12 protein-coding genes are annotated in these 15474 nt (G+C 72.1%); 2 read left to right on the top strand and 10 right to left on the bottom strand.

Annotated features, from left to right (window positions below; all coding sequences use genetic code 11):
- Nucleotides 1–14 precede the first annotated feature (14 nt).
- From ABD371_RS06240 to ABD371_RS06200, 9 genes are all read right to left on the bottom strand, one after another.
- Nucleotides 15–1127: a glutamate ABC transporter substrate-binding protein gene (locus ABD371_RS06240; protein ID WP_344473607.1), complete on the bottom strand. Its 1113-nt coding sequence runs from the start codon at nt 1125–1127 to the stop codon at nt 15–17.
- An 11-nt stretch (nt 1128–1138) separates the two neighbouring features.
- Entirely contained in the window at nt 1139–2521 is a 1383-nt protein-coding gene (locus tag ABD371_RS06235) for a hypothetical protein (protein WP_344473604.1), read from the bottom strand.
- A gap of 288 nt (nt 2522–2809) precedes the next feature.
- The gene (locus tag ABD371_RS06230) at nt 2810–3799 is read right to left on the bottom strand and encodes an N-acetylglucosamine kinase (RefSeq protein WP_344473601.1); all 990 of its coding nucleotides are present in this window, start codon (nt 3797–3799) and stop codon (nt 2810–2812) included.
- Nucleotides 3790–5055, bottom strand: a complete 1266-nt coding sequence (locus ABD371_RS06225; protein WP_344473598.1) for a 6-phospho-beta-glucosidase — start codon at nt 5053–5055, stop codon at nt 3790–3792. The genes ABD371_RS06230 and ABD371_RS06225 overlap by 10 nt, the downstream gene beginning before the upstream one ends.
- Nucleotides 5056–5063: 8 nt before the next feature.
- Nucleotides 5064–5963, bottom strand: coding sequence for a carbohydrate ABC transporter permease (locus tag ABD371_RS06220; protein ID WP_344473595.1), 900 nt, complete (start codon nt 5961–5963; stop codon nt 5064–5066).
- Nucleotides 5964–5966: 3 nt separating this feature from the next.
- Nucleotides 5967–6908, bottom strand: a complete 942-nt coding sequence (locus ABD371_RS06215; protein WP_344473593.1) for a carbohydrate ABC transporter permease — start codon at nt 6906–6908, stop codon at nt 5967–5969.
- A gap of 14 nt (nt 6909–6922) precedes the next feature.
- Entirely contained in the window at nt 6923–8260 is a 1338-nt protein-coding gene (locus ABD371_RS06210; protein ID WP_344473590.1) for an ABC transporter substrate-binding protein, read from the bottom strand.
- Nucleotides 8261–8381: 121 nt separating this feature from the next.
- Complete coding sequence (locus ABD371_RS06205; RefSeq protein WP_344474093.1) at nt 8382–9542, bottom strand: ROK family transcriptional regulator; 1161 nt, start codon at nt 9540–9542, stop codon at nt 8382–8384.
- 337 nt (nt 9543–9879) lie between these two features.
- Entirely contained in the window at nt 9880–10974 is a 1095-nt protein-coding gene (locus tag ABD371_RS06200) for a mechanosensitive ion channel family protein (RefSeq protein WP_381733236.1), read from the bottom strand.
- 268 nt (nt 10975–11242) lie between these two features.
- Here ABD371_RS06200 and ABD371_RS06195 point away from each other — a divergent pair, with 268 nt between their 5' ends.
- Complete coding sequence (locus tag ABD371_RS06195; RefSeq protein ID WP_190122626.1) at nt 11243–11779, top strand: HNH endonuclease; 537 nt, start codon at nt 11243–11245, stop codon at nt 11777–11779.
- 54 nt (nt 11780–11833) lie between these two features.
- Here the strand turns inward: ABD371_RS06195 and ABD371_RS06190 are convergent, their stop codons facing one another.
- The gene (locus tag ABD371_RS06190; RefSeq protein ID WP_344473583.1) at nt 11834–14764 is read right to left on the bottom strand and encodes a glycoside hydrolase family 84 protein; all 2931 of its coding nucleotides are present in this window, start codon (nt 14762–14764) and stop codon (nt 11834–11836) included.
- Nucleotides 14765–15097: 333 nt separating this feature from the next.
- On the opposite strand from ABD371_RS06190, the gene ABD371_RS06185 reads away from it, so the two are divergent.
- Nucleotides 15098–15463: a hypothetical protein gene (locus tag ABD371_RS06185; RefSeq protein WP_344473580.1), complete on the top strand. Its 366-nt coding sequence runs from the start codon at nt 15098–15100 to the stop codon at nt 15461–15463.
- Nucleotides 15464–15474: the final 11 nt, after the last annotated feature.

The raw sequence follows: 15474 nt of genomic DNA, 5'->3' as shown, positions 1-15474 counted from the left end.
ACCTCTTTCGTTGGTCAGGGCTGGCGGTACTTGGGGGCCGGCGGCCCCGATATGCCCGGCAGATCGTCGGCGAGCCAGTGCCGGTACGCCTTCTTCCAGGCGACCTCGCGGTACTCCTCCAGCACATGGTTGACCCGGCGCACCAGGTCGTCCTTGCCGAGTTTGGCGGCCACGCCGTAGTACTCGCTGGTGAAGCGCCTGCCCTTGAGCTCGACCGCCGGGTCCTGGGCCGCCTGTCCGGCGGCGAGCGCGTTGTCCGTGACGACCGCGTCGGCGAGGCCCTCCTGGAGCCGCACCAGGCAGTCGAGCTGGTTGGGCACGGTGAGGATGTCCTCGTCGGCGGGGCCGCCGTCGTGCGCGTCCTTGAAGACCGCGCCGAAGGCGTTCTTCTCCAGGGCCTCGTAGGCGGTGGAGCCCTCGGCCGAGCAGACCCGCTTGCCCTTCAGCGAGGTGTCGTACCCGGTGATGTCCGAGCCCTTGGAGGCGAGCACCTGCTGTCCGACCTCGAAGTACGCGGTGGAGAAGGCGACCTGCTCGGCCCGGGCGCAGTTGATCGTCATGGTGCGGACGACCAGGTCCACGGTGTCGCTGTTGAGCGCGGGGATGCGCTGGTTGGTGGGGATCGCGCGGAAGATGACGGCGTCCCGGCTGCCGAGGATGTTCTCGGCGATGGCGCGGGCGAGATCGATGTCGAAGCCCTTGAGGTCGTCGGAGACCGGGTCGCGGTAGCCCCAGCGGTAGCTGTTCTGGTCCACGCCGACGATGAGCTTGCCGCGCTTCTCGATCTCCGCGATGTTCGGTCCGCCGGCGGTGGAGGGGGGCAGCGAGGTCTCCGGCGCGGTGCAGGCCTCCCCGGCCGCCGCGGGGGCGGCGACCGTGGCGCTCTGGACGGAGCCGGTTCCGCCGCCGGTGACGGCGTTGCCCGCGCCCCGGGAGAGCGGCAGCAGGGTGACGGCGGTCAGCGCGCAGACGGCGGCCATGCCCCCGACCCCGCCCCAGCCCCGGAGGCTGACCCGGCGGCCGAGCCGGTCCCGGAGCCGGTCCGGGAAACGCTCCCGCGCGCCGGGCCCGGCCGCGGAGCCGCCCGTGGCGGTGGTGGTGCCCGTGGCGGTGGTGGTGTCCGTCATCTCTCCCCCTCTCACCGGTACTCCGACAGTCTGCGGTTGATCCCGAGGACCGCTCCCACCGCGCCGAGCAGCCCGAGCACCGCCGCCCCGGCGGGCAGACCGCCCAGCGCGTCGCGCCCCTCCCGCGCGGCCCGGGTGAACTCGCCCTGCTCGTGGGCGAGGGCCTTCTCCAGCGCCCTGTCCACGGTGTCGAACGACTCCCCGGTGGAGCCCTTTGCGCCGATCACCTTCCGCACCGCGCCCTCGTAGTTCCCGGCCCGGTCGGTGGTGCTGACCTCTTGGTGGCGGTCCCGCCACTCGCGGACGCCCGCCCCGGCGGCGGCCACGAGCGCGCGGGCCCCGTCGTCGTCGGCGAGCCGCCCGGCCCGGTCGAGCCCCTTGCCCAGCTCGGCCATTCCCGCGCCGTACTCCTTCTCGTACTTGTCGCTCCTGCCGTCGTCGGTGAGGACCGCGCCCCGCGCGACGAGGACGAGGTTCTCATTGGCGCGGGCCTTGAGCGAGCTGATGCGGGAGTCGTTGAGGACCTCCAGGGAGCGCTGTCCGTGCTCCCTGGCCTCGGTGAGACCGTCTCTGGCCAGGGTGTGTCCGACCGTCAGCCAGAGCAGTGCGGCGGTGGTGGCGGCGGTGGTCGCGAGCAGTCCGTGGTTGAACACCCGGTTGGTCCGCAGATAGGTGCGGCGCTGGGCCCAGAGCAGCGCGCCGAGTGCCGCCAGGCCCACGGCGACCGAGAGGACCGGCCAGCGGCTCGCCTCCTCGTCGTCCTGGTGGAGCCGGGCGGTCTCGGCGTCGTAGAGCTTCTGCGCGGCGGGCAGCAGCACCTTGGTCATCTGCTCGTTGGCGAAGCGCAGATACGCGCCGCCGAGCGGGAGCCCCTGGCGGTTGAGGGAGCGGGCCGCCTCGATCCGGCCGGTGTAGACCGGCAACTCCTGGTTGAGCGTGGCGATCTGACGCCCGGACTCGCTGGAGCCCTCCGTGTTCGTCGCGGCCTTGATCAGCAGATCGGAGGCGAGGGCGATGTCCTTCTCGTACCGCTCGCGGACACTGGCGGGCTCCTTGACGGCCCCGGCGAGGAAGCCGCTGGAGGCGGCGGTGTCCGCGTCGGCCAGCGAGCGGTAGACCGAAGCGGCGTCGGCGCTCAGCGGCTGGCTGCCGCTCACCACGTCCTCGGCGGCGGCGGCCCGGTCGGAGACCTCCAGGGCGGTGACCGCGCCGAACGCGACCACCAGCGCCGCCAGCACCGCGCCGATGAGCCGGAGCCTGCCGGGCTCGGTCGTCGCGGCGGCGCGCAGCCGCGAGCCGGCCTCGGCGACGGGGCCGCCGGAAGGCCGTGCGGGCGCGGGGGCGGGCCCCGGGGCCGGATGCGGTGCGGAGCGCACCTGCGGCGGGTGTGTCATATGACCTCCCCCTCGGTCGCTGACGGCGGCCCGCCGCCCGGCGGGTCAGAGGGAAGCCCCCTTGGCCAGTCAGTATGGCCGCGATGACCGACAAGCACAGCGGGATTGACTGGATCTTGTGGCTGGAACGGTCAAGTCGGCTGTCGTCTCCCCCCGCTGAATACGCTTCGGACGCCTGATCGGTTCCCTCCGCCGCCCGGCCGTCCAGCGGGCGCGGCAGAGGGAGGGAAGGGGGGAACTGTCCCGTCCGGGGCGGAGGGGGAAGGGCACCCGGACGGGACAGTGGCATCAGCCCGCGTAGTGGGCCCGCAGCCGGGCGCGGGCCCCGGGCGGGGCCCCGGTGTGGTCGAGGCCGAGAAGCGCGGCTCCCAGCACGGGCGGGGCCGTCAACACGGAGAGCGCGGCCTTGGGGGCCTTCTCCGCCATCATCGCGGCCATGTGGGCGTCCAGTTCGGGATGGCGGGCCGCCAGAACCCCGCCGCCCAGCACGACCGTGGCCTCCTGGCCGATGAGACCGAGCCGCTCCAGCACCACGGTGGACATCACGACCACCTCCCGTGCGAGCCGGCGCACCAGATGACGGGCCACCGGGTCGCCCGCCGCGCTGGTCGTGAAGAGGACCGGGGTCAGCTCATGGGTGCGCCCGTACGGGATGACCCCCCGGTGCAGCGCCTCGATCAGCGCGTACATGGAGTCCAGACCGAAGTGCTCGGGGAGCGTACGGGCCAGGGCCGTCGGCTCGCCCCGGCCGTCCTCGGCGCGCGCCGCGAACCAGAGGGCCTCCTCGGCGAGGCCCTGTCCGCCGCCCCAGTCCCCGGAGATCTTGCCGATCGCCGGATAGCGCGCGGTCCGGCCGTCCGGCAGCATCCCCACGCAGTTGATGCCGGCGCCGCACACCACCGCCACCCCCCGGGGCTCGTCGACCCCGGCCCGCAGGATGGCGAAGGTGTCGTTGCGCACCTGGGTCGTACGCCCCCATCCCCGCGCGTGCAGGGCGGCGCTCAGCTCCACCTCCTCCACCGGCAGATCGGCGTTGGCGAGACAGGCCGACACATGCTCGATCGCGTCGGTGGACGCGCCCCGGGCCCGGGCCCGCTCCAGCGCCTCGCCGACGGTGCCGGCGAGCAGGTCGACGGCGCGCTCGATGCCGGCCTTCGGCGGCGAGAAGCCGTGGTGCCCCCGCGCGGACGCGAGGACCGATCCGTCGGGGCCGACAACGGCCACGTCGGTCTTGCTGTTGCCCGCGTCGATCGCGAGAACGGAAGCGGTCACGCCCACGCGAGGTGCTCCCGGTTGTGAGCGACGAGCCGGTCGGTGAGCGCCTCGGCGTACTCGTACTGCCCGATCAGCGGGTGCGAGAGCAGCGCCCGGAAGACCCGGTCGCGCCCGCCCCGCAGCGCCGCGTCGAGCGCCAGGTCCTCGTACGCCGTGACATGGGCGATCAGCCCCGCGTACAGCGGATCGACCGGGGCCACGGCCAGCGGCGCGGCGCCCCGGGCGTCCACCGAGGCCTGGGTCTCGATGACGGCGTCGTCGGGGAGGAAGGGGAGCGTGCCGTTGTTGAGGGTGTTGACGACCTGGTACGGGCTGCCCCCGCCGCCCAGCAGCGAGGCGGCGAGATCCACCGCGGCCTCCGAGTAGAAGGCCCCGCCCCGCTTCGCCAGCAGCTCCGGCTTGGAGTCCAGGGCGGGGTCCCCGTACATCTCCAGCAGCTGCCGCTCCATCGCCGCCACCTCGGAGGCCCGCGAGGGCTTGGTGCGCAGCTCGCGCACGACCTCGTCGTGCGCGTAGAAGTAGCGCAGATAGTACGAGGGGACCACACCGAGCCGCTCGATCAGCGGGAGCGGCAGGGAGAGGCTCTCCGCGATCGGCGAGCCGTGCTCGGCGAGCAGGGCGGGCAGCCGGTCCTCGCCCTCGGGGCCGCCGACGCGCACCCCGGTCTCCCAGGTCAGATGGTTGAGCCCGACATGGTCGAGATGGACCTCGGAGGGGGCCACATCGAGGAGCGCGGCGAATCTGCGCTGGAAGCCGATGGCCACATTGCACAGCCCGACGGCCTTGTGGCCGGCCTGGAGCAGCGCCCGGGTCACGATGCCCACCGGGTTGGTGAAGTCGATGATCCAGGCGTTGGGGTTGGTGCGCCGGACCCGTTCGGCGATGTCGAGGACGACCGGCACGGTGCGCAGGGCCTTGGCGAGGCCGCCCGCGCCCGTCGTCTCCTGGCCGACGCAGCCGCACTCCAGCGGCCAGGTCTCGTCCTGGAGCCTGGCGGCCTGGCCGCCGACCCGCAGCTGGAGCAGGACGGCGTCGGCGTCGGCGACGCCCGCGTCCACGTCGGACGTGGTGGTGATGGTTCCGTTGTGGCCCTGCTTGGCGAAGATCCGCCGGGCCAGGCCGCCGATCAGCTCCAGCCGGTCGGCGGCCGGGTCGATGAGCACCAGCTCGCTGATCGGGAGCGTGTCCCTCAGCCTGGCGAAGCCGTCGATCAGCTCAGGGGTATAGGTGGACCCGCCACCCACGACTGAGAGCTTCATTTCGTTTATCAGCCCTTCACTCCGGTCAGTGTGATTCCCTCGACGAACGCCTTCTGGGCGAAGAAGAAGACGAGGATCACGGGGGCCATGACCAGAACGGTCGCGGCCATGGTCAGATTCCAGTCGGTGTGGTGCGCGCCCTTGAAGGACTCCAGGCCGTAACTGAGCGTCCACGCCGCCGGGTTCTCGGAGGCGTAGATCTGTGGGCCGAAGTAGTCGTTCCAGGCGTAGAAGAACTGGAACAGCGCCACGGCCGCGATGCCCGGCTTGGCCATCGGGAGGACGACCTTGAGCAGGGTGCGCACTTCGCCGCAGCCGTCCACCTTCGCCGCGTCGATGTATTCGTTGGGGATGGTGAGCAGGAACTGCCGCAGCAGGAAGATGGCGAAGGCGTCGCCGAACGCCATCGGAATGATCAGGGGCCAGAGCGTGCCGGTGAGGTCGAGCTGCTTCGCCCAGAACAGATACATCGGGACGATGATCACCTGGGGAGGCAGCATCATCATCGAGATCACCAGCATCATCGTCAACCGCCGGCCGCGGAATCGGAATTTGGCGAGCGCGTAGGCCACCGGGATCGAGGAGAGGACGGTCAGCGTGGTCCCCAGGACCGCGTAGAGCAGGGTGTTGCGCCACCAGGTGAGAAAGCCCGGGGTGTCGAGCACCTTGCCGTAGTTGCCCCACTCCCAGGTCGTCGGGATGAGATCGCGGGTGAGCGTCTGCTGATTGCTCATCAGCGAGGTCAGCACCACGAAGACGAAGGGCAGGACGAAGAAGAGCGCGGCGGCCACTCCCAGCGAGTGCACCGCTATCCAGTGCAGCACCGCCTTGCGGCGGGCGGTGCGCGCGGCCGGGGTGAGGGGGGCGGATTCCTGGACGGCGGGAGTCCGGTCGAGGATCTGGGTCATGGCTCAGTCACCCATCTGAATGAGGCCGCCGCGCCGCCGCATCAGAAGTGCGGTGAAGGCCATGGCGAGCGCGAACAGAACCAGGGCGACGACGGCCGCCGTGCCGTAGTCGAAACGCTGGAATCCGGCGCTGTAGACGATCTGCGGAAGGGTCAGCGTGGACTTCTCCGGATAGCCCGGCTCGAACAGCTGCCCGCTGCCGCCCATATTGCCGGACGCGACCTTCGCCGCGACCAGGGGCTGGGTGTAGTACTGCATGGTCGCGATCACTCCGGTGACCACGGCGAAGAGCACGATGGGGGAGATGTTCGGCAGGGTGACGAAACGGAATTTCTGCCAGGCGGAGGCCCCGTCGAGCTCGGCGGCCTCGTACTGCTCCTTCGGCACGTCGAGCAGCGCCGCCATGAAGATCACCATCAGATCGCCGACGCCCCAGAGCGCCAGCAGGGTGAGGGCGGGCTTGGACCAGTCGGGGTCGGTGAACCAGCTGGGCGGTGCGAGGCCGAGCGCCTCCAGGCCCGAGTTCACCGGTCCGGTACCGGGGTTGAGAAGGAAGACGAAGGCCAGCGTCGCGGCCACCGGCGGGGCGAGATAGGGCAGGTAGAAGAGGGTGCGGAAGACTCCGGCACCCGTCTTGATCTTGGTGATCAGCAGTCCGACGCCGAGGCCGAAGACCACCCGGAGGGTGACCATGACCAGCACCAGCCACAGCGTGTTGCGCAGCGCGGGCCAGAACATCGGATAGTCGCTGAAGACATAGGTCCAGTTGTCCAGACCGTTGAAGACCGGCGGACGGAAACCGTCGTACTTCATGAAGGAGAAGTAGACGGTCGACAGCAGCGGATAGGCGAAGAAGAAACCGAAGCCGATCAGCCAGGGCGAGAGGAAGGCCGCGGTCCGAAGCGCCGACCGGCGGCGCTTCGAACGCAGGGTGTTGGCGGTCATCGAGTTCGGTTTCGCTACTTCAGCTTGGCGATGTCGGTGTCGATCTGCCGCGCGGCCTTGTCCAGACCGGCCTGCAGATCCTTCAGCTGTCCCGACTCGTAGCGCAGACCCACGTCCTGAAGGGTCAGATGGTAGGCCCCGCCGTCGACATTGGCCGGGCTGGTGTTGGACTTGGGGTGCTGCGCGATGTCGATGAAGGTCTTGAACTCCGGCGCGTGCTTGAGGTCGGGCGACTTCAGCGCCTCGATGGTGGAGGGCACATTGCGGATTCCGTTGGAGAAGGCCACCACCGCGTCGGTGTCGGTGGTCATGTACTTCACCAGCTCCCACGCGGCGTTCTGCTTCTTGCTGGTGGAGGCGATACCCATGATCGTGCCGGAGAGATAGCCCTTGCCGTAGTCGGCGACCTGGTCGTCGGGCACGGGCAGGGGGGCGGTGCCGATCTCGAACTTCACCCCGGAGTCCTTCGCCATGCCGAGCCGCCATTCGCCGTCGAGCTGCATGGCGACCTGGCCGGTGTGGAAGGGGTGCTTCGCGCCCCACTCGTCGCCGAAGGTGTTCCGGTACTTCTTCAGCTTGGCGAATCCGCCCAGCTTGTCGACGAGCTTCTTCTGATAGGTGATCATGTCGCGGAACGCGGGGTCCTTGGCGACATTGGACTTGCCCTCGGCGTCGAAGTAGGTCGGGGACCACTGCGGGACATAGTGCGAGATGGTCGTCTCGTAGCCGTGGTAGTTCGGCATGAAGCCGAGCTGCTCGTAGCTGTCGCCCTTGGTCTTCGTCAGCTTCTCGGCGACCTTGTCGAACTCGCTCCAGGTCTTCGGCGGGGCGTCGATCCCGGCCTTCTTGAAAGCGTCCTTGTTGTAGTAGAGGCCGTAGGCGTCGCTCAGCAGCGGCAGCGCGCACTGGTTGCCCTCGAACTGCGTGTAGTCGAGGAGCGGCTTGTGGAAGATCGCCTTCGGGTCGAGGTCCGACTTCTTCAGAAACGGGTTGAGATCGGTGAACGCGCCCGTGGCGCAGAATTTGCCGACGCTGGTGGTGGAGAAGGAGGAGACGACGTCCGGGGCCTTGGACCCGCCGGCCCGCAGCGCCTGGTTGATCTTGTCGTCGGTCATATTGCCGACGATCTCGACCTTGATGTTCTGGTGGCGGGCCATGAAGCGGTCGACATTGTCCTTCATGGCCTTCACCTCGCTCGGGGCCGACCAGCCGTGCCAGAGGGTGAGCGTGGTCTTCGCCTTGGGGTCGTCCGTGGCCGCGCTCTCCGACGACCCGGTACAGGCCGAGGCGAAGAGGGAGACTGCGGCGGTGGCGGCGAGTGCGGCGGCGGATTTCCTGGTGCGTATGGACATGGCGGTGTCTCCCTGTGGCGGGGTCGAGAGGACGGGAAGGAAGTGCCTGTCGTGCTTGAGGAAAAAAGCTCTGGGGGAGGCGGGGAGGGGTGGGGACGGGGGCTGGGGGGAGGGGGAGTGGTCAGCGGTAGGTGTCGAAGACTTCGTTCCGGGTGGCGGCGAGAGCGCTCTCCAGCGCCCCCCGCAGCACCGGGTGTTCGCGTACGGAGCCGAGGACCAGCCTCGGCCGGGGAGCGGCCAGCTCGCCCAGCTCGGCCTGGACCCGGGCGCGCAGCGGCTCGCCGCCCGCGACGATGGCCTCGCCGGAGAGGACCACCAGCTCCGGGTCGAGCACGGCGACCATGGAGGCCAGACCGGTGGCCAGGACGGTGGCGTACCGGTCGAGGAATTCCCGGTACGGCCCCGAGTCCGCCTCGGCCGCGGTGGCCACCAGCGCGGGCGCGACCTCCGTGTAGCGGCCCTCGCCGATGTCCGTCACCCCCAGCCCGCGGGCGAGCCTGGGCAGCACCTGTGCGCCGGCCAGCTCCTGGAAGCCGCCGCTGTTGGCCTGGGTGACCTGCCGTACGAGAGGGGTGCCGGGGACCGGCAGGAAGCCGACCTCGCCCGCGCCGCCGGTGAAGCCGCGGTGGAGACGGCCCCCTATCACCAGGGCCGCGCCGAGGCCCTCCTCGTTCCACAGCAGGACGAAGTTCTCCAGGCCGCGCGCCGCGCCCAGGCGCTGCTCGGCGACGGCCACGAGGTTGACGTCGTTCTCGTACTCCACCGGCATCGGCAGCGCCGCGGCCAGCTCGTCCAGCAGGGTGGCGGAGTGCCAGCCCGGCAGGTGCGAGGCGTACCGCAGCCGTCCGGTGGAGGGGTCGAACGCGCCGGGGGTGCCGATGACCAGCCGGTTGATCTCGTCGCGGGTGATTCCGGCGGCCTTGACCGCTCCGTCGAGGGCCTCGGTGACCTGCCGTACGGCGCTCTCGGCGCGCGGGCCGGAGGTCGGCAGCTCGAACTCCCCGATGGTGGCCCCGGTGAGGTCGGCGACGGCGGCGCGGACGGAGAGGGTGGTGACATCGAGGCCCGCGGCGAAGCCGGCGCGCTCGTTCACCGCGTACAGCTGGGCGCTGGGGCCCGGCCGTCCCTCGGTGGTCCCGGTGGCGACCACCAGCCCGGCGGATTCCAGCCGGGTCAGCAGCTGGGAGGCGGTGGGCTTGGAGAGGCCGGTCAGCTTCCCCAGAGTGGTGCGGGACAGCGGGCCGTGCGTCAGCAGCAGATCGAGCGCGGTGCGGTCGTTCATGGCGCGCAGCACCCGGGGGGTGCCGGGAGTGGTACCCGGGGTGGGGGTGGTTCCGGCCACGATGGATGCACCTGCCTTCCGGCTGCGACGTTTCTACCTGCACTGTTAGGAAAGTTTCCTGTCCCGTCCAGAGGAAACTAAGCCGCCTGCCGGGTGGGCGTCAATGGTCCATGCCTACGGGGCTATCAATCCGTTATCTGCCACGGTTCGGCGCGGCGTACTCCCGCGCGGGTTCTCCGGGTACGACGACGGCGGACGCCCCGGGCCGGGTGGGCCGGGGCGTCCGCCGTGGTTCCGCTCGCGCTGTTCGCGCTGTTCGCCGCTCCGTCTGCCGCGGCTACTTCGTCAGATTCACCGGGGGCGGTATCGGGGAGGCCGCGAGCGACTGCGGGGAGGTCGGGCTCGCCAGCGCGGACGGGGGCGCGACGGAGGCGGCCGGGTCGGCGGCGGGGGCGTCGTCGAGGACGAGCGGCAGCCCGCCGACGATACGGATGCCCGCCGCGTCGAAGGCGTGCTTGATCCGCCAGCGCAGCTCCCGCTCGACGCCCAGGGCCTTGCCCGGCATCGTCTTGGCCGAGATCCGGACGGTCATCGAGTCGAGCAGCACCTCGGTCAGCCCCAGGATCTCCACCGGGCCCCACAGCTGCTCGTTCCACGGCTCCGCCTTGGCCAGATCGTCCGCGACCCCGGCGATCACCTCGCGCACCCGCTCCAGATCCTCCGAGGGCCGGACCGTCACATCGACGGCGGCGGTCGCCCACCCCTGGCTGAGGTTGCCGATCCGCTTGATCTCGCCGTTCCGCACGTACCAGATCTCGCCGGAGTCGCCGCGCAGCTTGGTCACCCGCAGCCCGACCTCGACGACCTCGCCGGACGCGACGCCCGCGTCGACCGAGTCGCCCACCCCGTACTGGTCCTCCATGATCATGAAGACGCCGGAGAGGAAGTCGGTCACCAGATTCCGTGCGCCGAAGCCGATCGCGACGCCCGCCACACCGGCCGATGCCAGCAGCGGGGCCAGATCGATGCTGAACGCGCCGAGGATCATCAGCCCCGCGGTGCCCAGGATCAGGAAGGACGCCACCGACCGCAGCACCGAGCCGATGGCCTCCGAGCGCTGCCGCCGCCGCTCGGCGTTGACCAGCAGACCGCCGAGGGCCGTGCCCTCCACCGCCTGGGCGGAGCGGTTCATCCGCTCTATCAACTTGGTCAGCGCCCGGCGCACCAGCATGCGCAGCACCAGCGCGACCACCAGGATCAGCACGATCCGCAGGCTGGTGTTCAGCCAGGTGGACCAGTTCTGCTCCACCCAGCCGGCGGCGTCCTCCGCGTGCTGGGCCGCCTCGTCGAAGGAGACGGTCCCCGGCTCGGGGGAGGCGGGGGCCGAGGGCTCGTCGGCGGCGAGCAGGACGGACAGGGGACTCGCGGTCACGAGGGATGACCTCCAGGCAGGGCTTGGGGGGCTGGCCAACCACACTAACGGGGCATCCCGGCCCACCCCGTTGCCGCGTTCGGGGGAGAGAGAAGTGTCACCCGGGGACGAATTCACCCGGTCGCGCGTTGTCACAGTCGATGTGGTTGAAAACACTTCGAGCCCGTTACGGCCACGTGGTGGCGCTCGGAGCGGGCCTGAGGAGAGACTGAGAGCAGATCGTCCCGGCGCGAGCCACGCGCCGCCGGCGTACAAGGAGGCATCCACCGTGCCGCACGTCCTGGTCCTCAACGCGTCGTACGAGCCCCTCGGCGTCGTACCGCTCCGCCGCGCGCTCGTCCTCGTCCTGGAGAACAAGGCCCTCTGCCTTGAGGAGTCCGGCGCCTTCATGCACAGTGCCACCCGGATCGTCGCCGCGCCCAGCGTCGTCCGGCTGAAGCGGTTCGTCCGAGTGCCCTACCGGGGGCCCGTGCCGCTGACGCGCAAAGCGCTCTTCGCCCGGGACGGCGGGCGCTGTATGTACTGCGGGGGCGTCGCGACCAGCGTCGACCATGTGGTGCCGCGCAGCCGCGGCGGACAGCATGCCTGGGACAACGTGGTGGCGGCCTGCCGCCGCTGCAATCACGTCAAGGCGGACCGGCATCTGCTGGAGCTGGGCTGGCGGCTGCGCCATCAGCCCGCGCCGCCCAGCGGTCTGGCCTGGCGGATCATCGGGACCGGGCACCGCGACCCGCGCTGGATGCCCTATCTCCAGCCGTACGGCGCGGAGGACGCGATGGCCCGGATCGACGGCGTCTCGGCCTGAGGCCGGGGCCTCCGGCGGGCCCGGGGCCTCCGCCCGGGCCCGGCCCCGGCGGGGCTACCGGCCCGCCACCGCGTACGCCTCCACCGACCACAGCGAGTAGCTGAACCGGGTCGCCCGGCGGTCGCCCTGGACACGGATGAAGCGGACGTCGCGGCTGTCCATCCGGACCGCCTCCCGGCCGCCCGCGCCGCCGGTCACCGTCGCCGCCGTGCGCCAGACGCGGCCGTCCGCCGAGACCTGGACGCGGTAGTCCGCCGCGTACGCCTCCTGCCAGTGCAGCACCACCTGCCCCAGCCGGACCGGCTCGGGCAGCTCCGCCTGCCACCAGGCGGTGTCCTCGACCGGGGAGGACCAGCGGGTGGCCGGGTCGCCGTCGAGGACGGCGGACGCGGGGAAGTCGGGCGTCTCGTCACCGGAGGAGGACGCCCCGACCCCCGGACCGCGCAGCAGATCGGGGCCCCCGGTGCGCGGATACGCGTGCACCGTCAGGGTCCGCTCCTGGCCGGCGAAGGAGAGCGGGACCCGGTACTCCCCGGCGGGGGTGTCCTTCGGGACGGAGACCTCCACCGGCACGGTCGTCCGCACCCCGCGCGGCACCGTCGTCTTCTTGGGGGTCTTGACCTTGATCCCGGCAGGGGCCTTCGCGGTGAGCGCGCCGCGCACCTCGCCGGGCCGCTGCGGCGTCAGCCGCACCTCCGTGCGCTGCGGGCCGCCGCCGATCGCCGCGTCCGCCCGCTCCCGCGCCAGGGAGAGCCGGGCGGCGGGCTCGTCGGCGAACCACGGCACCACCGACCGCACGCCGACCGCCGTGCCGTCCTCGGCCGTGACCCGGACCGCGTCCGCGCGCACCCCGCGCGCGTCGGCCTGGGTCCAGCCGCTGGGCGAGAGCGGGCCGAGCCGCCGCCAGCCCTCGCCCGGCACATGGGCCTCCAGCCGGGCGGCCGTGCCGGGCTCGGTCATCGCGACCACCGTGCCCAGCGGCCGGGCCCGGTCCAGCCGTACGGTCGGCTCGCCCGCGCTCTTTCCGAACCGGTCCGCGCCCGTCCAGGCGGCCGACTCCTTCACCGCGCGCTCCAGGAACGGATCCAGTACGCCCTTGCCGACCGTGGCCCGGCTCGACGCCAGCTCCTCGCGCACCCGCTCCAGCTCCAGGGCGGCCGACCAGGCCCGCTCCCCGTCGCCGTCGAGCTGGGCCGCCAGCATGTCCACGGCGATCTCACCGGCCCGCCCGTACCGGGAGAGCTGGTCCAGCCAGGGGCGCACCTCGTCGTCCAGCCGGCCGCCGGCGGGCCGGGTCAGCAGGTCCGGGGCCTCGCGCATCACGGTGAACTCGGCGCGCAGGGCCTTGGCCGCCCGCTCGCCGGCCGCCGTGTCCGAGGTGCCGCGCAGCCGCCAGAAATCGTCGAGGAGGGGCTGGAGGTAGGCGGACTCGGCGGTGGGGTCGAGTATGGAGGAGGCGTGGTTGCCCGCGAGCGCGCCCAGCGCCCGGCGGGCCCCGGCGTCGCCGTCCGCGAGATCGGACAGGGCCGCCTCCCAGGACTCCCGGGGACGGTAGCCGCGCGGATTCCAGGCGAAGTCGGCGGCGGTGAACAGCGGGATGCGGGAGGCCGAGGCCTGCTCCATCGCGTTCGCCAGCAGGGCGACCGAACCGGTGGCGACCGCCGGCTCGCGTCCCGTGTAGGGGCCGAGGAAGATCCGGTCCTGCGCGTAGTCGTTGACCGGGTAGTTGTCCATGGTGACCAGCGGATGCCGGAACGCGTCCCGGACGCCCGCCAGCTCCCGGCCGGTGATGGTGCGCGGCACCACCCCGATCCCGGTCCAGGCCACCTGCACCCGGGGATCGAGCGTCTCGGCGACCGCGCGCCGGTACTCGGTCGCGCCCTCCTGGTAGAACTCCGTCGGCATCAGCGACAGCGGCTCCGCCTCCGGATGGCGCTCGGCCAGATGCCGGGCCACCGCGTCCGCCACCCGGGCCTGGGCGCGCGCCGCCGCCTGCGGGCCCGAGCCGTGGGCGCGGGCGTCGGCGCGGCAGTGCCACTCGCTGTAGCTGACGTCCTGGAACTGGAGCTGGAAGGCGCGCACGCCCAGTGCCCACATGGCGTCGATCTTGCGGATGAGCGCCCGCACCTCGCCGTCGTCGGAGAGGCACATCTCCTGCGCGGGAGCGACCGCCCAGCCGAGGGTGACATGGTTGCGCCGCGCGTGCTCGGCGAGTTCGCGGAACTCCGCGCGCTGGGCGGCGGGGTAGGGATCGCGCCAGCGCGCCTGCCGGTAGGGGTCGTCGCCCGGGGCGTACAGATAGCGGTTCTGCTTGGTCCGGCCCATGAAGTCGATCTGCGCGAGCCGCTCCTGATGGCTCCACGGCTCCCCGTAGAAGCCCTCGGTGACGCCCCGGACGACGGTGCCCGGCCAGTCCCGCACGACGGCCCCGGCGACGGCTCTTCTGCCGCCGGGCGCTCCGGTGATCAGCTGCCGCAGCGTCTGGACGCCGTGGAACAGCCCGCTCTCGCCGACGCCGTCGACCGCGACCGCGCCCCGGCCCCCGATCTCGCCGACCGCGATCCGGTAGCCGCCCGACGGCAGATCGGCGCGGTGCGGCGCGCGCAGGGCGTTCAGAGCGTCCCGCGCGCCCTCGCCGCCGATGTGGAAGACCGGGCCGCGCCCGGGCAGCGCGGTGTGGACCGTCCCCACGCCCGCCGCGCGCAGCTGCCGCTCCGTCAGCTCGACGGCGCGCGGATCGGCCCCGGACCCGGCGATCAGAGTGGCCTCCCCGCCCAGGGGTACGGCCTTCCCCGCCGCCCGGAGGGACTGCGGCCGGGGCCAGACCGGGGGCAGCGGGCCGTCCTCGGCGGGGTCGGCGGCGGCGCGGGCGGGGGAGGCGGGGTCGGTGGGGGAGGCGGCCGCGCCCGGGGCGCCGGAGAGGAGGCCGCCGATCACCGCGACGGTGACGGCGGTGGCCGTGTGCCTCCTGTGCGTACGTCGCACGCATGTCCCCTTTCGGTCACCTGAATGTCTCGCCCATGTCTCTGTTTGATTGCGAGCCCACCACCCTTGCCCGGAAAGTGTCAACGCGCGTGGCCGTTGTGTTCCTTTTGCCTGCCGAGGTGAGTGCCGAAGCGTCCGGCCGGGGGCGCGCGGAAGCCCGGAAGGGGTGTGTCCGCTCTCCGGGCAACCGGCATCCGGGGGGCGCTCGGCACGTCGGGAACGAAATGTGACGCGGGCCACGTTCACTGATCAAAGATGTCTGCGGCGGGGCCCGCCGGGTAGGGGCCGAAGGGACCGTCCGTACCGCCGTACCGTCCGTTGGGAGCGTCCGCCATGACCGCATCCGCCCATCTGCTGTGCTCCGCCCTCGCCGCGCAGGCCCAGGCCGAGGCCCGGCAGACCGAGGCCCAGTCCCGGAATCAGCCCCCGCCCCAGCCCCGGGACCGGGCCCGCGCCCGCTCGGGGAAACCCGGCGCGCGGGCCGGCGAACGCGCCCCGCGCGGCGGCAAGTCCGCCCTCCTCGGCCCGTCCGGCCCCTTCATAGCCGAGCCCTCCGCGACCGGGCCCCTGACCAGCGAGCCTCCGCTGCCCGACGCCGCCCCCCTGACCAGCGAGCCCCCGCTCGCCGACGCGGCCCCGCTCACCAGCGAGCCCACCGCCGCCGGAACCGCCGGCGCCCCCCGATCCCCAGGAGTCTGAGGAGGACCCCG

The organism is Streptomyces amakusaensis, assembly GCF_039532665.1.
Classification (GTDB): domain Bacteria; phylum Actinomycetota; class Actinomycetes; order Streptomycetales; family Streptomycetaceae; genus Streptomyces; species Streptomyces amakusaensis.
The sequence above is the reverse complement of the archived record's forward strand: the minus strand, read 5'-3'. Positions and strand labels throughout refer to the sequence as shown.